We start from the raw sequence: 16,945 nt of genomic DNA, 5'->3' as shown, positions 1-16,945 counted from the left end.
AAAATATTTAATCAGGCTATGTGGCAGGCACAAAAAAGCCCGCACTTGGCGGGCTTAAGATGCTGAGGGAAAGTTAACCGTGACGGCGGAACTGCTGTGACTGGCTGAGCATCACGCGTCCAGCAACATGAAACATATGCATTTCTTCTTCTGAAATTGTCCACTCGCGATAACGCGGATTATCAGAAATTACGATAAGCTGGTTTTTAACTTTCTGTAGTCTCTTGACGAACATATCGCCATTAAAGTCGAACACGTAAATGCCGTCACCATCAAAAACGCTGACGCCAACATCTACGAAAATGAGATCGCCTGGCTCTATGGTTCCTTCCATACTGTCACCGCGGACGTTGATGAGCTTCACGGATGATTCCGGCCGGTTGCCAAATATGACCCTGGCCTGGTCAGGCACGTACTCTATAGACCTTATTACCTCAATAACGTCTTTCGAGGCAGCCCCATCACCAGCGCTTGCTGAAACATCAAGTACATCAATCCGGTACACATCATTCCTCCCTTTTTTATAATGGAACTAACACTGTATATAGGTACAGTATCATTAGCTTCATTAGAAGAGAATAGCTCAGAAACCGGAACGCCGAGAGCTTCAGCAATCTTGTGAATGAGAGCATCGCTGTATCCCTGCATACCACGCTCAAGGCGTGACAAATTTCCTACATCGCTATCTACCCGCAACGCAAGCTCACTCAGGGTCATCTTATTCGCTTTGCGAATTTGTCTAATCTTGTCGCCTATTTTCATGGCGGATATTCAACCTTTTTTATGCGTACCACGCAAAGCGTCTTGCGCATATTTTGTAATTCGCATATTATGCGTATAGCGCATTACGGAGGTGCAATATGCAGACGCCACTTAGAAAAATGCGTGTAGAGAAAAAGCTGACAATCTCTGAGGTAGCCATCGCAACACAGTTAGATGTTGGGAACCTTAGCCGCATTGAAAGGGGAATGCAGGTTCCCTCTCTCGAAACGGCAGAGAAACTCTCAAAGTTCTTCAAAGGGAAGATCAGTGAGATGCAGATTCTCTACCCGCAGCGATACATGAAAGCAGCTGATTCAGCCGCATAAGTTTCACCGCTCTTTAACATCCTGAACCGCTCCTGCCGAAATGCCGGAGCAACCTCTAGTGACTTGCTCACCGCAATGTCACGTCTTAACAACAAACCAATAAACAACAAGGTAATTATTCAACATGGACACAGCAAAACACAGCAAAAGGATTCGTGAAGTGGAAAGCGAATTACGCTCTCGCCTGGTAACGATGGGGCAGACGAATTTCGCGAAGATGGCTGGCTGGGCTGATTCAAAAGTCAGCCGGTTAAACATTCACGATATGGCTGTGACGTTCGTTCTTCTGGAGAAGGTATGGGAGACGAGTTTAATCAGGGAAGTGGCACGGCAGGCAGTAGAAGCAGTGCTTCCACCAAAGAAAAAGTCACCGGCGGCAACCAGTGACTCTTCTCAAATAACCATCGAATTTTGAACCAATTCAACGAGGTAATTATACATGAGAAATCACACAACTGGGAATCATTTATCCCACAAAAACCTTGCCCGTCTCGACTTCATCCGCTCTATCAATCCGGTCGTTGCTGAGAAGCTGAAAGGCATGCTGCAGGACCACAAAGCGAAGGGGAAGGGCAAATGAGTGTCGTTAGTCGTTTATCCGATTACAGGCCTTCTACGGAGGCCGTGGAGCGTAAAGTGGCGAGCCTTGATGATGGATACATGCGCATCGCTACCAGCATCAGCAAGCTCAAACCAAAGCTCAAAATGGCAGGACGCGAACATCAGGTTTTCGATGCGGTTATCTACTGCACATTTGGCTGGAATAAGTCAGAGGATCGGGTAACCAATACCTATCTGGCGGAAGTGACCGACCTCGATGATTCTGATGTTGCGGCAGCCCTTAAAGTTCTGGCTGAGCGACGCATCATAAACCTCAGAAAATCAGGCGGTTTAAAGCTGGTAAGCGTTAACGTAAAGCTTGATGAATGGCAGCTTTTCAAGACAGTAAAAACTACCCAGAAAAAGTTGGGTGGTTCCGCCCAAAAAGTTGGGCAAAAAAGAGTTTCAGGTTGGGCGAAATCACCCGACACCCTAAACAGTCTTACCAAAGACAATAATAAAACCCCCATACCCCCAAGGGGGCGTTTCTGAGTCTGCTCAGGAATGTCTGGATTATTACAACGAACTGACTTCCAGTCGTTGCTCTGCAACAGCGCCTTTTGAAAAAGCGCTTACCACGGTCAAGGCTAAAGGCGTTTGCTTCAGCGTTGATGAGGTCAAGCTGGTAACGCGCTGGGCAGTATCGGTCTGGAAGCACAAGCCATCGACAAACAACTTGTGCCGGATGACCCGGTTCGATGGTTATCTGTCAGACGCTCTGAAGTGGGAAGAGGGAGCAGATCGCAACCCGGTGCCCTGTCCGCATGAGCAACTGGTCAGCCTCTGGAATAGGAAGTTTCCTGAAAGAGCAGTTGAGCTTCATGAGTGGAACAAATCTCGCCCGGCTTATCAGGGGCTTGAGCGAATCTGGAACGGCAAGACCAATCAGGGCGCATGGCGTGAGGTTAAGCATATCGACACCATCTTCAAGCTGATCCGCAAATCCACGCTGGCAGACAGCCTTCAGGAAAAGTACTGGCTGACACTCGACTGGATACTCGACAACAAAAACTGGGCAAAGGTTTACGAGCAGGTGCGTCGTGAATACAAGGAATCACAGGGAGCAACAGCATGACTAAATTCGCAGACATGTATGTAGAACAAAGCGTTATCGGTTCCCTTCTGATAGCTACGCTGGTTGAAGATTTGCAGGATAGCGCAATGGATGCCATTGAGAACCTGCAGGAAGATGATTTCACCAGTGCGGCTCACCGGATTGCCATTCGTGGGATAAAGCGGCTTCATGCATCAGGCTCGAAAATAGACTTGCTGACATTGAGCGCTGACCTCGAGCAGACTGGAGAAATTGAGATTGCAGGCGGCTTTGGATACCTGGCGGAAGTATCAAAAAACACTCCGTCAGCACGTAACCTTCCGGCATATGTCAGCAAACTGAAAGAGCTTTCCCTCGGGCGCCGTGTTGCGTCAGCCCTGAATAATGGAATGGCAAAGCTGAATCAGCCTGGAGTGCAGCCACTGGCGGATATTATCGGCACCATTCAGTCAGAAATTGGCGCGATAGAGACGCAGCAGGATTCAGGAACACGGCACATCATGGACGGCATTAACATCTCGATTAATGAGATTGAGTCGATCATCAACGGTGACGTCTGGAAGCACCGCACACAGCTGGGGATGCAAACTATCGACGAAGCTTTCGGTGGCTTTAACAACACTGATTTCATCGTGGTTGGCGGCAGGCCTGGCATGGGTAAGACCATGTTCAGCACCACTGTTACAGAGTGCGTGGCTCTGCACAGCAAAAAGCCAGTTCTTTTCTTCAGCCTTGAAATGCCCATCGAGCAAATTTCGCAACGCATAGCCTATCATCGCGCCCGAATCAGCAAAGAGCAGCTTCTCAACGAAGAGAACAAAGCGGTTTGTGATGCAGCGTGGGGCAAGCTGAGTAACGCAATGTGTGAATTCCAGCAGGCGCCGATTCACATCAACGATAAAACAGCCCTGAGCGTTCATCAGATCCGTGCAGAGGCCCGGCGTATGCATAAGCAGACCGGCGGTCTCGGCGTGATTATCGTGGACTATCTGCAGAAGATGAAAATGACCAATCCGGAGAACATGAACCAGTCTGTCGGGGAGATCGCCACCGGCCTGAAGAACCTGGCTAAAGAACTTCGGTGCCCGGTAATTGCTCTGGCCCAGCTTAACCGAAACCTTGAGCAGCGAGCCAATAAACGGCCTGTGAATGCCGACCTGCGCGAATCAGGTGTAATCGAGCAGGAAGCAGATGTGATTTTCATGGTTTACAAGGACGAAAAATACAATCCGCAGACTGAAATGAAAGGCGTCACTGAAATTATTTGCACCAAGTCTCGCCACGTTCCGGGCGCGGAAAAGGCTTACTACTTCAGCAGTGCGTTGTCTGGCCTCGACCCACTGGATATTCGTCAACTTAAACGAGAAGGATATGAGCATGAGCTTGAATGCTAACCCAACAGATAAGCAGGCTTTAGAGAATGCCTATGAAGACCTACTGAAAGTTACGGCCATTCTTGCAGCAATGACTCCGCTCAAGGATGCAGAACAGGAGCATTCAAGGCAGAAAGCATTGAGGACGGCGGCTAACTCAGCGCTTCGTGCCGAGTGGCAGCTGAGGGGGTTCTGATGACAAACAACGATGAGCTGGAGCGGCAGCAGCGAGAGCTATTTGCAGAAAGTTTTGAGGACCACACAGGCTGGCATCCTGACGATTACCCAAGCCCGGATGTTGTCGAAACAAGCTGGGAAATCTGGCGCGATGGCTGGCAGGCAGCGTTAAGCAGCAAACAGGAGCAGAGCGATGGATAGCCACCGACTTTACCGCTGCGACAGATGCCAGATACCCAAGCCCGCAGACAGGTTCCGCGAAGACCAGCCCTGGTGGCATAAGTGGTGCATTCGATGTGAAGCATCGCCTGTGGGTGAATTCCCGATTCCGGAAACAGATAAGCACCGGAGGAGAGATGGAGAAACAGACGTACCTCATCAGAGATAACCGAATACGCCAGAACTGCATAGAAGCCATCCAGAACCTCCAGACAGACAGTAAGACCCCTCTCGTAGTAACCATCTCAGAACGCACCAGAAGCCTCGAACAGAACGCCCTTTTATGGGCTTGCCTGCATGACATCTCATCGCAGGTTGTCTGGCATGGGCGAAAACTGGCGCCGGAGAGCTGGAAGCACCTGTTTAGCGCAAGCCTGAACGGGCAGGAGGCGGTGCCGAATCTGAAAGGTGACGGCTTTGTAGTCCTCGGTAAATCAACAAGCAAAATGCGCGTCAGTGAGATGAGGGATTTGATAACCCTGATTCACGCGTTCGGCGCCGAACACAACGTTCAATTCAGCGATGAGTCAGCCCGCGCAGCAGAATGGGCCTCTCGCTTCGGTAACTAACATGACCCTTTTCACCAACATTAACGCAGCTATCGAAGAAGCTGTGTGGCTTGCTCACGTCTATGAATCTTCATTCAGCGTTTATCAACGCTTTGGAGGGGTTATGGAAGTGATGAATACCGACCCGGACCGCAACGCCATGTTTACTACTGAAAATCTTGGCACCGTTAAAACGGAATACAGGAGTGCAGCATGAGACTTCCACCGAACCTGATGATTATCGACAGCGTACCCAGAAACAAATGGTTTACCGCGACAGAGATTAAATACCTCGTTGGCGGCAAATACGGCAGTGTCCACTTATCCGTCATTACCTCGGCGCTGCATCGCATGGCCGAGTCAGTAAACGTGAAGTTGTTGAAAAAGGGAAACCCGCGAAAGTTGCAGTACCGACTCGTTTCTGTTGGAGAGGATTACATCATTCGCAACGTCCGGCAGGTTGATAAAGAGCTTCTGCCGGACTGGATGAAGAAACTTGCCGAGCCGAAGAAAACATATCCGGCTGGCTTCCTGATGGCTGAGTTCAACAAGCTGATTCGTGAGGTGCGCCATGCATGAGTATTTCCCCGCAACACGCCTGGCAATGCAGTTACCGACTGAGAGCCCGGCGACTACCGCGCTGCTTGGTGAATCTATCGACGTCATTCTCACGCTGAGCCTGTGCGACAAAATCCACAACGGCTCACCAAAGATGATTCGCAGCTGCTGCAAAGAGCTGGCGAAGAAAGCCAAAGCGGCGCCGGTGAAGAACTTCATCGCCACGGTATCAAAGCAGACTTATCCCGCCGGCCATATCACTCGCAAATTCCGCGAACTGGTGCAGAGCGAAGCAAAGCTGAAAGCTGACCTGCAGGCAGACGGATTGTGGAGGGACTCATGCGACAAAGAGTGAGCATCACACAGAAAGCCCTCGATAACCTCATCTTCCAGCCCACGAAACTTTCCCGAAAAAAACCCAAGCCAATACCTCCCGCCAGTCAGGTCACATCATACGACCACGGCTACCGGCTGCGTGTTGCTATGTGGAATAGGGTGAGGACGGCGCGATGACGGCTTATTACAACGAAATCGAACCATACGCCGCCCAGTGGCTGAGAAACCTAATTGAAGCAGGTCACATCGCCCCCGGCGTTGTGGACGAAAGGAGCATTGAAGATGTTACACCCGGAGATTTGCGAGGCTTTACCCAGTGCCACTTCTTCGCCGGAATCGGTGTCTGGAGTTACGCATTACGCCAGGCAGGATGGCGAGACGATCGGCCCGTCTGGACTGGAAGCTGTCCATGCCAGCCTTTCAGCGCGGCAGGCAAAGGCAGCGGGTTTGCTGACGAGCGGCACCTTTGTCCCCACTTCCACTACCTCATCGAAAAATGCAGACCTGAAACAGTCTTTGGTGAGCAGGTTGCAAGCAAAGACGGACTCGCTTGGTTCGACCTTGTACAAACTGACCTGGAAGGAACGGGATACACCTCAGCAGCTGTCGATCTATGCGCTGCGGGCTTCGGTGCGCCGCACATCAGACAGCGCCTCTTCTGGGTGGCCAACTCCGACAGCGAACAACGGAACGGGCGCCGGGACGAGCGGCAGGCAGGGGGGAATGAATCTGCAGTCAGAAGCTCAACTGGCAGGTTGGCCGACGCCGCAAGTCTCCATGATAACCAACTGCACCAAAGTTCAGATGAGTGGAGACGGGCGTCAAACACCCAACAAGATGGGCTGGGCAGCATCACTGGCGGGATGGCCAACTCCAATGGCTGGGACGCCAGCTCAGAATGGAAACAGCGCATCGGGGAACACGGACAGCAGCAGGAAAACATCAGCTCTCTGCGGAGCCCAGATTCAAGGGTCAGGAATCGACATAACCAAGCCGATGCCAGCACCTCAGCGGTTAACGGCTTCTGGAGAGATGCTGACTGGCTCTTCTGCAGGGATGGAAAGTGGCGGCCAGTTGAACCCGGCTCATTCCCGCTGGTTAATGGCGCTACCCAAAGAGTGGGACGACTGCGCGCCTACGGCAATGCAATCAACGCGGAAGTCGCGAAAGGCTTCATAGAGGCATATATGGAGACGCAACATGACGCAGCCTGAAGAGCCACATTGCGCAGATTGTGGGTTGCCGCTGTCACCAGACGAAACCTTTGTCTGCAGTGACTGCTGTGCTTTCTACACGATATTCAGAGACCCGAACTTTTATGGGGAGGAAGGCGATGAGTAACTTGCGAAAAGAAGCGCGCGGCAGGGAATGCCAGGTCAGGCTGCCGGGTGTGTGTAATGGCAATCCTGAAACGGTCGTACTCGCGCACTACCGGATGGTAGGGATATGCGGCACAGGAATGAAGCCAGATGACCTTTTCGGCGCCTGGGCATGTTCAGGGTGCCACGATGAGATAGACCGACGCACAAGGCGCCGTGACGTCACTGAGGCTCGCATAGCGCATCTGGAAGGCGTTATCAGGACTCAGGATGCATTACTGCGGGAAGGAAAGGTGAAGCGATGAATGAATACAGGCTGACGCTTCCATGGCCGCCCGGAAATAATCACCTCTTCTCAGTATTCCGCGGGCGAAAGATAAAGAGCAAAAAGGGAAGGGAATACACCGCAGCAGTAACGCAGCAAGTCACCGAAGCAAATCAGCAATACCAACTGGCCGGCAGGCTGAAAGTAAAAATCCTTGCATATCCACCTACACGCGCCCGGCGTGACCTCGACAACCTCTTTAAAGCACCTCTCGACTCGCTCACTCATGCAGGCGTCATTGCTGATGACAGCCTCATTGATGACGTGCGTATGGTTCGCTGCGAAGTGGTGAAGGGCGGACGGCTGGAAGTGGTAATCACCGAGTTGGAGGAAGCATGAACGACATAACTTATCCCATATCAACAGCGGCAGTTTTTGACGATTTCATTTTCCCAATTCATTTGGAGGGCCCGCATCAGATCGAGCAGGAGTTGGCTATGGCTGCTGGCTGGTTCTGCCGTTGGTGCAACGAAGAAAAAGCGGTCGTTAAGGCAAATATGCTTGTCAGCTTTTGGGGGCTTTATCTGAGCTACGAACAGGCAATGGAGCGTGCAGCATGACCGAATACCTCAAAGAGAAATGGCTGAAGCTTCGCATCATGAAAATGCGCGGCATGGCAGAGATAAATTACCGGATCATCCGCAACACAGCGAAAATCATGGGGGTGAAAAATGCGCATTGAAAGAGACTTCCAGCAACTGGTCAGGCTGGCCGGGATTCGCAGTAGTGCTGATATGCGCAGATTGTTCGGAACAGGATGGAAAACAATCAACCGCTCACAGCAGGCATGGATTCGACATCTCCTGACTGTGTGGGGCGACCATCTTGGCGGCGAAGATTACGATCGGGGGGAAGTGAATGTAATTGGGCGCCTGATGATGCGCTGCGAGTGGAGCGAGCAGAAGGGAAAGCAGATAGAAAAGATTGTGTCACAGCTGCATTGTGAAGGACTTCGTGGTGAAGAGCTGTTCCGCAAAGCAAGGGATTTACTGATACCACAGTCATCAACGGCAAACATCATCGCTCTCGCCAAAGAATCAGATGATGCCGCCTTTGTTGAATCCGTCATGGTGAAGACGTTCGGTAAAGATAACCCGCTTCGTAATGTAGCCAGATTACGATACTGCAAACGCAAGAGCGCGCAAAACATTGGCTCCTGTCTGATTTATTACACCGGCATATCAAGCAAGGAAGCGCGAAACAGAATCGAATGGGCGATGGATATCATTGAAGGAGAAATGTTCTACGCAATAAAGCGAGAAATGGAGAAGGAGAATCTTAAAATTGCTGCCTGAATAGAAAATCAGCACTAAATGCTAAAGACAAAGGGCAAGTAACCTGGTATATTCATGTCATGCTCGGGAAGTAAAGCGTACTGAGCGACTGAATATGAAGCAGAGAGCCCTGACAGCAATGCCGGGGCTTTTTTATTTCTGCGCCACGTCCAGCGCATCAAAGCCACAGGGCCTTTCAGGGGTGAGTCGTAGGGATTAATCTGTATTTAGGTTTGACCTGCTTGTTTCGAAGTATAGTAACCTCAGCCGTCGTCAGAACAATGGACAGTACCGGCTTCCGAATCTGGATGCAGGGAAAGCCACTGGCGGCGGCGCCGCTATGGCTTAATCTTTTCTGAATTAAAAAAGCGCCTCTTCAATTATTAAAGAGGCGCTATAAAGATACACGTTTCAGTTTACCAGATATTTTAATTCTGGCTTCCTAACCGTAGCAATTGCTTAACGTTTTCTTATGACTAAAAATGCGTTGAGTTCTGTATTTACCTAGCTTTACATTTACATCAGGCTCGCTTCGGCGGGCCTTTTCCTTTTGCGCACGACGAATCCCTTACCACACTCCTCGTGATCCTTGTCGTCGATGCGCATTTTCTTCAGCAGGCTTGCAGGCGGGTAAAAACAGGCGGGTTTCTCAGTTGACATTGAGAAGTTTAACCCGGCTCGCTCAGGTCACAATCTCAACAATTCCTAAAAGCGAGCCTCCAGATTAGGAGGCAGGTATGAAAATTATGGCAGACAAGGTAACGACCAGCGCGGCATATGCCACGTCCGGGGCGACTTTTCTCGCCGGTAGCTTGTCGCTAAACGAATGGCTTGCAGTAGGTGGCTTCATCCTCGCCGTAGCAACGTTCTGTGTGAATGTTTATTTCCAGCGTAAGCGAGACCGTCGGGAAGAGCGCCTGAGCAATGCAAGATGGAGAGTAAGCGATGAGTCAGATAATCCAGATACTCAGCTATGAAGAGGGATTCAGAGAGAAGCCATACATCGATACAGAAGGCTATCCAACTGTCGCCTGTGGCATCAAAATCGGGCCAAAGGGTGCAAGCCTGAGTAATTACACATTCACAGTTCCCCGTAAGGTGGGTGATGTGTGGCTTCAGCAGTTTGTCGATTCCACAATCAACCAGTGCCGCAGCAACCCAGCTATCTACGCCGCACTACAGCAATGTAACCCGGCGCGGGCAGATATTCTCTACAGCATGGCCTACCAGATGGGTGTCGCTGGTCTGGCTGGCTTCAAAAATACGCTGGTCATGATTTCCAACGGTGATTTCGATGCGGCTGCCAACGGCATGATGAACAGCAAATGGGCGTCTCAGACACCTAACCGCGCCCGTCGCCACGCTGCTGTAATGCGCTCCGGTGACTACGACGTCTATAAGGGGCTGATATGAGCATCCTGATATTTATCTGCGTCGTGGCTGTCATCATTGTTGCGTTACTGCTCATCCGCAAATACACATCGGTCGAGTTTGTCAGTCATGCCCGGCTGCTGTTTCGGGCATGGTCGGTCTGGCTCAGTGGTATCGGTGCTGCGCTCGGTGTTTACCTCGCTTCGGCGCCTGATGCGATTATCACTGCCTGGAACATGCTTCCACCTGACCTGAAAGCAATGCTGCCGGTAAACATCGCGCAGTACGTGAGTTATCTGCTGGTCGCACTGGGTATCGTTGCGCAGTTTATCCGTCAGAAGCGGCTGAGCGAGAAGAAAGAGCAACTGGACAAGCAGCCATGAACACACTCATCAATCTGTTTGCAGGCGGCTGGAATTACATTCTGGCCGGTCTGGCTGTTATCGCAGCACTGATAGCAACTTACTTCGGCGGCAAGAAGGTCGCAAAGACAGAAGAGAAAGCTAAGGCTGACGTTGCTGAGGCTGTCCGCGTTCAGAATCAGGCAGAGGCTAAGTCAGATGTGGAAGCTCATAACATCCAGTCAGCTAAAGAGGTTCAGCAGAGTAACGCTGCTCTCAGCGATGACGCTGCTCGGGAGCGCATGCGCAGCTCAAAATACAACTCCCCGGACTGAATACATCGTCACTGATTCCAGCTGCACGTTGTTCTCTCCCATCCACACCCACGGCAAAGACGCTGACCTGATGGATATCAGGACGGTCAGGGCGATAAACGCCCATAACGAGCTGTGGGACAGAATCTGCAATCAAAAAGGGTAAGCCTCATGTCAGACAAAGAAATCGAGCAGGAAATTCAGGCCAAAGGTAAAACAGCACCACGTATTACGCCAGATCACATTGAGAGTGTCATTGCTTGCGAGCATTACTTCACTGCACAGGATGGCGTTAATAGCGCGTACAGTACGCCTCGCAGTAAGGCGGCTCCCGCGTCCTTGTCCTGCCTGACATTCTGCGTACTGACGCTGGATAATGGATTCACCGTCACCGGCGAAAGCGCCTGCGCCAGCCCTGAAAATTTTGACGCGGAGATCGGGCGCAAGATAGCTCGTGAAAACGCGATTAACAAAGTGTGGATGCTGGAAGGCTACCTGCTGAAACAGCATTTGAGTGAGCAATGACAACCCCCAAGAAGATTCATTGACAGCAACAGAGCAACATCAGCCTCGCTATGCGGGGCTTTTTTTGTATCCGCAGCAAACCCCGCGCCATGCCCGGCGTATTTAACAACACAGAGCCTTTCAGGAATCAGCCTCGGAGATAACCGTTATAAGCGGCGGCTTCTCTGTGGGCGGTTATCTGGGCAACGAGGCTTATTCACTAAAAGGTACACGCAATGAATATCGTTCCATTGAACTACAAAGGCGAAGCGATTCGATTCAATACCGAAGGCTGGGTCAACGTAACAGATGTCGCTGAGCGATTTGGTAAGCGTATCGATAACTGGATGCGCTTGGCTGAAACGCTGGAATACATCCGTGCGTTAGATGAAGTATTAACTGGTGCAGATTCGCAAATTTTACATCCCTCACAATCGAGGTATGTAAAAACAAGCAAAGCAAGAAAGGATCGGGGCGGCGGAACATGGCTGCATCCAAAGCTTTCGGTTGCCTTTGCTCGATGGTGCGATCCTAAATTCTCTGTCTGGTGCGACTTGCACATTGATAGCCTGCTTCGTGGAGAGTTGACTGAGCAACAGAAGTTTGAGCAAGCCTGCCGCATTCGCGATGACCGGAAATCAAAAGCCAGTAACGGGGCAAGAGAGATGGCTCGCTGGCGATGGGATAAGCCAGCTATTGAGGCCAATGTCGAATTCTGGCGTGAACAGCTTCAGTTGACGCTGGACATTGCCAGCTAAGCAGAGTGCATATCTGCACGGCGAGAGCCTCTTTCACAACGGCTCTTTGTCCGCTGCTGGACGTGCGCCTGAACTACCTCCTACACTTTGTAACGTGTCTCATAAAAAAGGAGGATTCATGTCTGAGCGTCCGGTCGAAGGAGATCACCCTGACTATGACCCTAAACCAGTCTCGCCTAATCCAGATGAAAAAGGTGAAGGTAAAGACGATCCACATAAAGCACCTGAGTCAGGAGATAAATTCTGAATCATGCTAAGCCGCCTCCGGGCGGTTTTTTTATTGGAGCTAACATGATCACAACCCCGAATGCTCCGGTAATCGGGGCGAATTTATTCAACGGCATCTGGACACCAGAGGTTATTACTGTTGGCAGAGTAAAAGCAGCGCAACAGAATGTGGTAATTGACCTGACCGCCAGCCAGCTCGATAGCCGCCTGGCATACTCCGGCCCGACCCACAGCTATATGGGTGCCGATGGCAAGCTTCTCGCATCAGCAGAAAACGAATGGCCACTTGAATATGTGAATGGCGTAGCAGTTGGGCGTCATGAGCCAGAACCAGCGGCAACAAACCTGTTTGGCTCTATCATGCTGGAGAATATGACCAGCCTGCCTGGTTCTGACGGATTTACAGAATATCGTGAGTCTGGTTCCGGATCTGTATTTCACCGGACTCAATTTCGGACGTCAGGCGCTCTGTCAGGGAATATTACTTACTCTCTGATGCTCATGCACAGGGGGCGCAATAATCTGGCGTTTCGTGCTGGCTTCTTGGGTAATACATTTCAAAACATCGGAATCAACAACCGGCAGGTTGGTTATGTAGGAAGCGGCTACGTTTCTGCTTCAACAACAATCGTGTCGGATGAGACGTTTATATTCCGAGCTGCATTCCCGTACTTCGGAGCTAATAACGGGTTATTGACATCGCCCACATCCGTGACGGATGACTCTGTGCCGACTGGAATCACTGATACAGCGGTAGGGTTCAGTGCTGCTTATCCACAAATTGAAGCAGGCACGCTGGCAACATCACCGATTATCTCTGCTGCAGGAGTGCAGGGTAAGAGGGCGGCATCTTCTGTGTCAGTACAGACAACAGGCTTCTCATCGCTTCTGCTGCATTTCAGCGACGGCACCACCACGACACATCAGATAACCGGCGATACATTCACCCTGCCCACTTCAACAAAGAACTGGGGCGAACGCTACATTCAACGGATTGAGATGAGGAAATAACATGGCTACTGAATCAGTAACCCTGAATGACGATGAATACGTGCAGATTACTGACGGCACCCAAGGCGTATACATTCAGGTCAAGACTTTGGGTGGTGGCATGTTATGGGCTGACTCACCAACTAAGCCAGTTCGCGGCGCCCCCTGTAATGAGCAGGATAAGGAGTTGGTTGCCGGAAGCGGTTTAACAATATGGGCCCGGTCTCGTTCAGGTGAGATGAAAATCAGCGTTACTCGCTTCACTGAATAACAGGAAAGAATATGGCAAAACCGGATTGGGAGGCCATTGAGCGCGAATATCGTGCAGGCGATTCCTCAATCCGCGCTCTGGCCGAAAAGCATGGTGTTAGTGACACAGCTATTCGCAAGAAAGCAAAGGCAGAGGGATGGGAGAAACCTGCAAAAGTTCGCACCGAGGGGCAGGATGAAGTTCGCATTGCGAACCATAATGCGAACCTGCGAACCAGCGCCGAAGAAATTATAGAAGATGAGAGCCTTGCACCCATGCAGGCCGCATTCGTCCTCGAATATGTTAAAGACAGAAATGGTACTCAGGCTGCTATCAGGGCTGGCTATAGCGAGGATTCTGCGTCTGTTACTGCATCAAGGTTGCTAAGCAAGGCTAAGGTCAAAGCAGCTGTAAACCGGCAACTTCAGGCGGTAGCCGAAAGGCAACTCATCACCGCTGATCGTGTCATCGCTGAGATGGCCGCAATTGGCTTCTCTGAATCGCCACGGATAATCTAGACACTTCCGAGCCGTTGATAATACTGGTTTTCATATTCTGTCGGTGACATCTGTTCGCTAGAACCATGCCGACGCTTACTGTTATAAAACATTTCGATGTAATCAAAAATATCACTGCGGGCTTCTTCCCGCGTTCCGTAGATCTTTTTCTTTATCCGTTCACGTTTCAACAACTGGAAAAAACTTTCTGCAACCGCATTATCATGGCAGTTACCGCGACGGCTCATGCTACCCTCCAGGCCGTGTGATTTCAGGAACGACTGCCACTCATGGCTTGTGTACTGACTGCCCTGATCCGAATGAACCAGCACCTGTTTTTCGGGATTACGCCGCCATACAGCCATCAGCAGTGCGTTCAGGACAATGTCCTTTGTCATCCGGGATTGCATGGACCAGCCGATAATTTTGCGTGAGAACAGATCAACAACAACGGCAAGATACAGCCAGCCTTCGTGGGTCCTGATGTAGGTTATGTCCGTTACCCAACGCTCATCAGGAGCATCCGGATTGAACTGTCGCTGGAGCCTGTTGGGTGACACGATACTGGCCTCGCCTTTACGTGCCCGCGGGCTTCGGTATCCGACCTGAGCCTTTATTCCGACACGTTTCATCAGTCTCCAGACTCTGTTTACTCCGCACTGTTGCCCGCTGTCACGCAGATCCAGATGGATTTTGCGATAACCATAGACGCATCCCGATTCCAGCCAGAACTGTTTAATCTGTCCTGTCAGTCTCAGGTCTGCCTGATGGCGTTGTGAATGCGGCTGCTGAAGCCAGGCGTAAAAACCACTGGGATGAACATCCAGCACCCGACAGAGCAGGCGAACAGGCCAGCAACAGGAGTTGTCACGGATAAAGGCGTACCTCAGTCGGACAGCTTTGCGAAGTACGCCGCGGCTTTTTTTAATATGTCCCGTTCGTCGGTAACCCGTTTCAGCTCTTTCTGGAGACGGCGGATCTCGGCCTGAGCATCTGACTGTTCTTTATTAGTGGAAGAATCCGGACCGTACTTCTTTATCCAGGCATAAAGGCTGTGGGTGGTGATATCGAGACGTGTTGCAACGCTGGCAACAGAATAACCGCGATCAACAACCTGTTTGACTGCTTCAGTTTTAAACTCTTCGGGATAACGCTTACCGCTCATGGGCACCTCTCTTTAAGCCATCTTAAATGACTCTGAGGTGTCTGTTAAACCCGTGGCGATTCACTCTAACTTTCAAGACATCCTCGACAGTCGCGGTGATTTAACCAATGTTAAGGAGCTTCCTCGTCAGGCCGCAGCAGCCATAAAAGAAATCAAGGTAAAGGTTACTACGCGTGGCGATGATGATATCGAAGAGACCACCTACAAACTCCACGATAAAAGAGCAGCGTTAACTGAGCTAATGAAGCATCTGCAGCTGTTCGGCCCTGAGCAGGAGGGCGGAGAGATAGAGCCAACGCCTGTGCAAATCAATGTGAACGTAGTAGACGCGAGGAATCAAGATGGGGATCAGCCCGACGCTTAATATTCCTCAGGCTCGCTTTCTTTCCATGCCTCATAAATTTAAGGCTTATGTTGCTGGTTTTGGTAGCGGCAAAACGTGGATCGGCTGTGGTGGGATTTGTAAAGGGTTCTGGGAGTTCCCAAAGGTTAATCAGGGTTACTTTGCGCCAACTTATCCTCAGATTCGTGACATCTTTTATCCCACGGTGGAAGAGGTAGCCCATGACTGGGGTTTGAACGTAAAAATCAACGAGAGCAATAAAGAGGTTCATTTTTACGAAGGCCGGATATATCGCGGAACAACCATCTGCCGTTCCATGGAGAAGCCTGAGACGATTGTAGGCTTCAAAATAGGAAATGCTCTGGTTGATGAGCTGGACGTTATGAAGGCTATCAAGGCGCAGCAGGCGTGGCGAAAAATCATAGCTCGTATGCGCTACAAACGTGATGGTCTAAGAAACGGCATTGATGTCACGACGACCCCGGAAGGGTTCAAATTTGTGTATCAGCAGTTCGTAAAAGCCGTAAGGGAAAAGCCTGAGCTGGTTTCGCTTTATGGCCTTGTACAAGCCAGTACATTCGATAATGAGAAAAACCTTCCCCCTGATTATATCTCGTCGCTATTGGGCTCATATCCACAGGAGCTGATTAAGGCGTATCTTCGCGGTCAGTTCGTTAACCTCAACAGCGGCACGGTTTATCACGAGTTCGATCGAACACTCAACAACTGTATCCATGAGGAGCAGCCTGGCGAGCCGATCTTTATCGGGATGGATTTCAACGTAGGGAAAATGGCCGGGATTGTTCACGTCAAGCGTGACGGTCTTCCTTGTGCCGTTGCTGAAATCACCAATGGCTACGACACGCCAGACATGATTAAACGGATTAAACGGCAGTTCTGGAAAGAGACTTCACAAGACGTATTTGAGAAAACCCGCGAGATATACATCTATCCGGATGCATCAGGCGATTCGCGGAAATCAGTTAATGCCAGTCAAACAGACCTTTCTCAGTTACGAGATGCCGGGTTCACGGTTCGGGCAGATGCAGCAAACCCACCTGTTAAAGACCGCGTAAACACAATGAACGCCATGTTCTGTAATGCTTTGGGCGAGCGCAGATATAAGGTGAATGTGCAAAGGTGCCCTACCTATACAGAGAACCTTGAGCAGCAGATATGGGCGGACAATGGTGAGCCTGACAAGTCCGCAGGCAATGACCATACAAATGACGCCGCTGGCTATTTCATCATAAAAGACTTCCCAATCATCCGGAAAATGGTCCACGCACCCGTTAAATACAGACGATAAGCGA

33 protein-coding genes and 1 pseudogene are annotated in these 16,945 nt (G+C 50.7%); 32 read left to right on the top strand and 2 right to left on the bottom strand.

The genetic code is table 11. From position 1 onward, the window contains the following. Positions 1–73 precede the first annotated feature (73 nt). A pseudogene (locus tag C2E16_RS11825) lies at positions 74–762 on the bottom strand (XRE family transcriptional regulator). A gap of 98 nt (positions 763–860) precedes the next feature. Between C2E16_RS11825 and C2E16_RS11820 the strand changes: the two are divergent. From C2E16_RS11820 to C2E16_RS21320, 30 genes are all read left to right on the top strand, one after another. Further along, entirely contained in the window at positions 861–1,088 is a 228-nt protein-coding gene (locus C2E16_RS11820; protein WP_084970708.1) for a helix-turn-helix domain-containing protein, read from the top strand. 124 nt (positions 1,089–1,212) lie between these two features. Further along, entirely contained in the window at positions 1,213–1,503 is a 291-nt protein-coding gene (locus C2E16_RS11815) for a CII family transcriptional regulator (protein WP_084970707.1), read from the top strand. 161 nt (positions 1,504–1,664) lie between these two features. Then, entirely contained in the window at positions 1,665–2,180 is a 516-nt protein-coding gene (locus C2E16_RS11810; protein WP_104951508.1) for a replication protein, read from the top strand. A 193-nt stretch (positions 2,181–2,373) separates the two neighbouring features. Further along, entirely contained in the window at positions 2,374–2,763 is a 390-nt protein-coding gene (locus tag C2E16_RS11805; RefSeq protein ID WP_084970705.1) for a hypothetical protein, read from the top strand. After that, positions 2,760–4,136, top strand: coding sequence for a replicative DNA helicase (locus C2E16_RS11800; RefSeq protein WP_084970704.1), 1,377 nt, complete (start codon positions 2,760–2,762; stop codon positions 4,134–4,136). Before C2E16_RS11805 ends, C2E16_RS11800 begins: the two co-directional genes overlap by 4 nt. Beyond that, positions 4,120–4,311, top strand: a complete 192-nt coding sequence (locus C2E16_RS11795) for a hypothetical protein (protein WP_084970703.1) — start codon at positions 4,120–4,122, stop codon at positions 4,309–4,311. Before C2E16_RS11800 ends, C2E16_RS11795 begins: the two co-directional genes overlap by 17 nt. Further along, a complete protein-coding gene (locus C2E16_RS11790; protein WP_084970702.1) occupies positions 4,311–4,493 on the top strand; it encodes a hypothetical protein in 183 nt (60 codons plus the stop codon). Before C2E16_RS11795 ends, C2E16_RS11790 begins: the two co-directional genes overlap by 1 nt. Beyond that, positions 4,486–4,680: a protein NinD gene (ninD, locus tag C2E16_RS11785; protein WP_084970701.1), complete on the top strand. Its 195-nt coding sequence runs from the start codon at positions 4,486–4,488 to the stop codon at positions 4,678–4,680. The genes C2E16_RS11790 and ninD overlap by 8 nt, the downstream gene beginning before the upstream one ends. Further along, the gene (locus tag C2E16_RS11780; RefSeq protein WP_084970700.1) at positions 4,649–5,080 is read left to right on the top strand and encodes a recombination protein NinB; all 432 of its coding nucleotides are present in this window, start codon (positions 4,649–4,651) and stop codon (positions 5,078–5,080) included. The genes ninD and C2E16_RS11780 overlap by 32 nt, the downstream gene beginning before the upstream one ends. A 1-nt stretch (position 5,081) precedes the next feature. Next, the gene (locus C2E16_RS11775) at positions 5,082–5,276 is read left to right on the top strand and encodes a hypothetical protein (RefSeq protein ID WP_084970699.1); all 195 of its coding nucleotides are present in this window, start codon (positions 5,082–5,084) and stop codon (positions 5,274–5,276) included. Beyond that, entirely contained in the window at positions 5,273–5,638 is a 366-nt protein-coding gene (locus C2E16_RS11770) for a hypothetical protein (RefSeq protein ID WP_038627839.1), read from the top strand. Before C2E16_RS11775 ends, C2E16_RS11770 begins: the two co-directional genes overlap by 4 nt. Then, positions 5,631–5,972, top strand: a complete 342-nt coding sequence (locus C2E16_RS11765; protein ID WP_133052083.1) for a DUF7740 domain-containing protein — start codon at positions 5,631–5,633, stop codon at positions 5,970–5,972. Before C2E16_RS11770 ends, C2E16_RS11765 begins: the two co-directional genes overlap by 8 nt. Next, complete coding sequence (locus C2E16_RS11760; RefSeq protein ID WP_104951507.1) at positions 5,957–6,130, top strand: NinE family protein; 174 nt, start codon at positions 5,957–5,959, stop codon at positions 6,128–6,130. The genes C2E16_RS11765 and C2E16_RS11760 overlap by 16 nt, the downstream gene beginning before the upstream one ends. Beyond that, positions 6,127–7,167, top strand: coding sequence for a DNA cytosine methyltransferase (locus tag C2E16_RS11755; RefSeq protein ID WP_084970697.1), 1,041 nt, complete (start codon positions 6,127–6,129; stop codon positions 7,165–7,167). Before C2E16_RS11760 ends, C2E16_RS11755 begins: the two co-directional genes overlap by 4 nt. After that, a complete protein-coding gene (locus C2E16_RS21420; RefSeq protein ID WP_084970696.1) occupies positions 7,154–7,294 on the top strand; it encodes a protein NinF in 141 nt (46 codons plus the stop codon). The genes C2E16_RS11755 and C2E16_RS21420 overlap by 14 nt, the downstream gene beginning before the upstream one ends. Beyond that, positions 7,287–7,577 carry a DUF1364 domain-containing protein gene (locus C2E16_RS11745; protein WP_084970695.1) on the top strand — a complete coding sequence of 97 codons (291 nt, stop codon included), beginning with the start codon at positions 7,287–7,289 and terminating at the stop codon, positions 7,575–7,577. Before C2E16_RS21420 ends, C2E16_RS11745 begins: the two co-directional genes overlap by 8 nt. Continuing rightward, positions 7,574–7,936, top strand: coding sequence for a RusA family crossover junction endodeoxyribonuclease (locus C2E16_RS11740; RefSeq protein ID WP_084970694.1), 363 nt, complete (start codon positions 7,574–7,576; stop codon positions 7,934–7,936). Before C2E16_RS11745 ends, C2E16_RS11740 begins: the two co-directional genes overlap by 4 nt. Beyond that, positions 7,933–8,157 carry a protein ninY gene (locus tag C2E16_RS11735; RefSeq protein ID WP_084970693.1) on the top strand — a complete coding sequence of 75 codons (225 nt, stop codon included), beginning with the start codon at positions 7,933–7,935 and terminating at the stop codon, positions 8,155–8,157. The genes C2E16_RS11740 and C2E16_RS11735 overlap by 4 nt, the downstream gene beginning before the upstream one ends. Continuing rightward, positions 8,154–8,279 (top strand): YlcG family protein, encoded by a 126-nt coding sequence (locus C2E16_RS11730; protein WP_104951506.1) that lies wholly within the window; start codon positions 8,154–8,156, stop codon positions 8,277–8,279. The genes C2E16_RS11735 and C2E16_RS11730 overlap by 4 nt, the downstream gene beginning before the upstream one ends. Then, complete coding sequence (locus C2E16_RS11725) at positions 8,269–8,892, top strand: hypothetical protein (RefSeq protein ID WP_084970692.1); 624 nt, start codon at positions 8,269–8,271, stop codon at positions 8,890–8,892. The genes C2E16_RS11730 and C2E16_RS11725 overlap by 11 nt, the downstream gene beginning before the upstream one ends. A 716-nt stretch (positions 8,893–9,608) precedes the next feature. Then, the gene (locus C2E16_RS11720) at positions 9,609–9,848 is read left to right on the top strand and encodes a phage holin (protein ID WP_211278253.1); all 240 of its coding nucleotides are present in this window, start codon (positions 9,609–9,611) and stop codon (positions 9,846–9,848) included. Further along, the gene (locus C2E16_RS11715; protein WP_084970691.1) at positions 9,817–10,284 is read left to right on the top strand and encodes a glycoside hydrolase family protein; all 468 of its coding nucleotides are present in this window, start codon (positions 9,817–9,819) and stop codon (positions 10,282–10,284) included. Before C2E16_RS11720 ends, C2E16_RS11715 begins: the two co-directional genes overlap by 32 nt. Further along, the gene (locus tag C2E16_RS11710) at positions 10,281–10,625 is read left to right on the top strand and encodes a DUF7940 domain-containing protein (protein WP_084970690.1); all 345 of its coding nucleotides are present in this window, start codon (positions 10,281–10,283) and stop codon (positions 10,623–10,625) included. The genes C2E16_RS11715 and C2E16_RS11710 overlap by 4 nt, the downstream gene beginning before the upstream one ends. After that, positions 10,622–10,918, top strand: a complete 297-nt coding sequence (locus tag C2E16_RS11705) for a hypothetical protein (protein WP_084970689.1) — start codon at positions 10,622–10,624, stop codon at positions 10,916–10,918. The genes C2E16_RS11710 and C2E16_RS11705 overlap by 4 nt, the downstream gene beginning before the upstream one ends. A 150-nt stretch (positions 10,919–11,068) precedes the next feature. Beyond that, a complete protein-coding gene (locus C2E16_RS11700; RefSeq protein ID WP_104951505.1) occupies positions 11,069–11,422 on the top strand; it encodes a Gp49 family protein in 354 nt (117 codons plus the stop codon). A 215-nt stretch (positions 11,423–11,637) separates the two neighbouring features. Beyond that, entirely contained in the window at positions 11,638–12,159 is a 522-nt protein-coding gene (locus C2E16_RS11695) for a KilA-N domain-containing protein (RefSeq protein WP_084970688.1), read from the top strand. Between the two features lie 118 nt (positions 12,160–12,277). Next, positions 12,278–12,406 carry a hypothetical protein gene (locus C2E16_RS21150; protein ID WP_255729652.1) on the top strand — a complete coding sequence of 43 codons (129 nt, stop codon included), beginning with the start codon at positions 12,278–12,280 and terminating at the stop codon, positions 12,404–12,406. 44 nt (positions 12,407–12,450) lie between these two features. Next, complete coding sequence (locus C2E16_RS11690) at positions 12,451–13,398, top strand: hypothetical protein (RefSeq protein ID WP_084970687.1); 948 nt, start codon at positions 12,451–12,453, stop codon at positions 13,396–13,398. A 1-nt stretch (position 13,399) separates the two neighbouring features. Further along, positions 13,400–13,648, top strand: coding sequence for a hypothetical protein (locus C2E16_RS11685; RefSeq protein WP_084970686.1), 249 nt, complete (start codon positions 13,400–13,402; stop codon positions 13,646–13,648). An 11-nt stretch (positions 13,649–13,659) separates the two neighbouring features. After that, the gene (locus C2E16_RS21320; protein WP_104951504.1) at positions 13,660–14,145 is read left to right on the top strand and encodes a terminase small subunit; all 486 of its coding nucleotides are present in this window, start codon (positions 13,660–13,662) and stop codon (positions 14,143–14,145) included. On the opposite strand, the gene C2E16_RS11675 is transcribed toward C2E16_RS21320, so the two are convergent. After that, positions 14,142–15,289 (bottom strand): IS3 family transposase gene (locus C2E16_RS11675; RefSeq protein WP_085949497.1). Its coding sequence is split into 2 segments (ribosomal slippage): positions 14,142–15,052 and positions 15,052–15,289, totalling 1,149 coding nucleotides; the frame shifts between segments, so codons are not numbered across the junction. The two genes, C2E16_RS21320 and C2E16_RS11675, sit on opposite strands and share 4 nt — an antisense overlap. Positions 15,290–15,326: 37 nt before the next feature. Between C2E16_RS11675 and C2E16_RS11670 the strand changes: the two genes are divergently transcribed. Continuing rightward, a complete protein-coding gene (locus C2E16_RS11670; protein WP_104951503.1) occupies positions 15,327–15,653 on the top strand; it encodes a terminase small subunit in 327 nt (108 codons plus the stop codon). Continuing rightward, positions 15,631–16,941: a terminase large subunit domain-containing protein gene (locus tag C2E16_RS11665; protein ID WP_084970162.1), complete on the top strand. Its 1,311-nt coding sequence runs from the start codon at positions 15,631–15,633 to the stop codon at positions 16,939–16,941. The genes C2E16_RS11670 and C2E16_RS11665 overlap by 23 nt, the downstream gene beginning before the upstream one ends. Positions 16,942–16,945: the final 4 nt, after the last annotated feature.

The organism is Mixta calida (assembly GCF_002953215.1).
GTDB classification, from domain to species: Bacteria; Pseudomonadota; Gammaproteobacteria; order Enterobacterales; family Enterobacteriaceae; genus Mixta; species Mixta calida.
This window is presented reverse-complemented; position numbering and strand designations above follow the sequence as displayed.

What these genes read in the sequence shown, in the direction of transcription:
- C2E16_RS11820 (WP_084970708.1), top strand. Translation starts at nt 861, where the DNA reads ATGCAGACGCCACTTAGAAAAATGCGTGTAGAGAAAAAGCTGACAATC.
- C2E16_RS11815 (WP_084970707.1), top strand. Translation starts at nt 1,213, where the DNA reads ATGGACACAGCAAAACACAGCAAAAGGATTCGTGAAGTGGAAAGCGAA.
- C2E16_RS11810 (WP_104951508.1), top strand. Translation starts at nt 1,665, where the DNA reads ATGAGTGTCGTTAGTCGTTTATCCGATTACAGGCCTTCTACGGAGGCC.
- C2E16_RS11805 (WP_084970705.1), top strand. Translation starts at nt 2,374, where the DNA reads ATGACCCGGTTCGATGGTTATCTGTCAGACGCTCTGAAGTGGGAAGAG.
- C2E16_RS11800 (WP_084970704.1), top strand. Translation starts at nt 2,760, where the DNA reads ATGACTAAATTCGCAGACATGTATGTAGAACAAAGCGTTATCGGTTCC.
- C2E16_RS11795 (WP_084970703.1), top strand. Translation starts at nt 4,120, where the DNA reads ATGAGCTTGAATGCTAACCCAACAGATAAGCAGGCTTTAGAGAATGCC.
- C2E16_RS11790 (WP_084970702.1), top strand. Translation starts at nt 4,311, where the DNA reads ATGACAAACAACGATGAGCTGGAGCGGCAGCAGCGAGAGCTATTTGCA.
- ninD (WP_084970701.1), top strand. Translation starts at nt 4,486, where the DNA reads ATGGATAGCCACCGACTTTACCGCTGCGACAGATGCCAGATACCCAAG.
- C2E16_RS11780 (WP_084970700.1), top strand. Translation starts at nt 4,649, where the DNA reads ATGGAGAAACAGACGTACCTCATCAGAGATAACCGAATACGCCAGAAC.
- C2E16_RS11775 (WP_084970699.1), top strand. Translation starts at nt 5,082, where the DNA reads ATGACCCTTTTCACCAACATTAACGCAGCTATCGAAGAAGCTGTGTGG.
- C2E16_RS11770 (WP_038627839.1), top strand. Translation starts at nt 5,273, where the DNA reads ATGAGACTTCCACCGAACCTGATGATTATCGACAGCGTACCCAGAAAC.
- C2E16_RS11765 (WP_133052083.1), top strand. Translation starts at nt 5,631, where the DNA reads ATGCATGAGTATTTCCCCGCAACACGCCTGGCAATGCAGTTACCGACT.
- C2E16_RS11760 (WP_104951507.1), top strand. Translation starts at nt 5,957, where the DNA reads ATGCGACAAAGAGTGAGCATCACACAGAAAGCCCTCGATAACCTCATC.
- C2E16_RS11755 (WP_084970697.1), top strand. Translation starts at nt 6,127, where the DNA reads ATGACGGCTTATTACAACGAAATCGAACCATACGCCGCCCAGTGGCTG.
- C2E16_RS21420 (WP_084970696.1), top strand. Translation starts at nt 7,154, where the DNA reads ATGACGCAGCCTGAAGAGCCACATTGCGCAGATTGTGGGTTGCCGCTG.
- C2E16_RS11745 (WP_084970695.1), top strand. Translation starts at nt 7,287, where the DNA reads ATGAGTAACTTGCGAAAAGAAGCGCGCGGCAGGGAATGCCAGGTCAGG.
- C2E16_RS11740 (WP_084970694.1), top strand. Translation starts at nt 7,574, where the DNA reads ATGAATGAATACAGGCTGACGCTTCCATGGCCGCCCGGAAATAATCAC.
- C2E16_RS11735 (WP_084970693.1), top strand. Translation starts at nt 7,933, where the DNA reads ATGAACGACATAACTTATCCCATATCAACAGCGGCAGTTTTTGACGAT.
- C2E16_RS11730 (WP_104951506.1), top strand. Translation starts at nt 8,154, where the DNA reads ATGACCGAATACCTCAAAGAGAAATGGCTGAAGCTTCGCATCATGAAA.
- C2E16_RS11725 (WP_084970692.1), top strand. Translation starts at nt 8,269, where the DNA reads ATGCGCATTGAAAGAGACTTCCAGCAACTGGTCAGGCTGGCCGGGATT.
- C2E16_RS11720 (WP_211278253.1), top strand. Translation starts at nt 9,609, where the DNA reads ATGAAAATTATGGCAGACAAGGTAACGACCAGCGCGGCATATGCCACG.
- C2E16_RS11715 (WP_084970691.1), top strand. Translation starts at nt 9,817, where the DNA reads ATGAGTCAGATAATCCAGATACTCAGCTATGAAGAGGGATTCAGAGAG.
- C2E16_RS11710 (WP_084970690.1), top strand. Translation starts at nt 10,281, where the DNA reads ATGAGCATCCTGATATTTATCTGCGTCGTGGCTGTCATCATTGTTGCG.
- C2E16_RS11705 (WP_084970689.1), top strand. Translation starts at nt 10,622, where the DNA reads ATGAACACACTCATCAATCTGTTTGCAGGCGGCTGGAATTACATTCTG.
- C2E16_RS11700 (WP_104951505.1), top strand. Translation starts at nt 11,069, where the DNA reads ATGTCAGACAAAGAAATCGAGCAGGAAATTCAGGCCAAAGGTAAAACA.
- C2E16_RS11695 (WP_084970688.1), top strand. Translation starts at nt 11,638, where the DNA reads ATGAATATCGTTCCATTGAACTACAAAGGCGAAGCGATTCGATTCAAT.
- C2E16_RS21150 (WP_255729652.1), top strand. Translation starts at nt 12,278, where the DNA reads ATGTCTGAGCGTCCGGTCGAAGGAGATCACCCTGACTATGACCCTAAA.
- C2E16_RS11690 (WP_084970687.1), top strand. Translation starts at nt 12,451, where the DNA reads ATGATCACAACCCCGAATGCTCCGGTAATCGGGGCGAATTTATTCAAC.
- C2E16_RS11685 (WP_084970686.1), top strand. Translation starts at nt 13,400, where the DNA reads ATGGCTACTGAATCAGTAACCCTGAATGACGATGAATACGTGCAGATT.
- C2E16_RS21320 (WP_104951504.1), top strand. Translation starts at nt 13,660, where the DNA reads ATGGCAAAACCGGATTGGGAGGCCATTGAGCGCGAATATCGTGCAGGC.
- C2E16_RS11665 (WP_084970162.1), top strand. Translation starts at nt 15,631, where the DNA reads ATGGGGATCAGCCCGACGCTTAATATTCCTCAGGCTCGCTTTCTTTCC.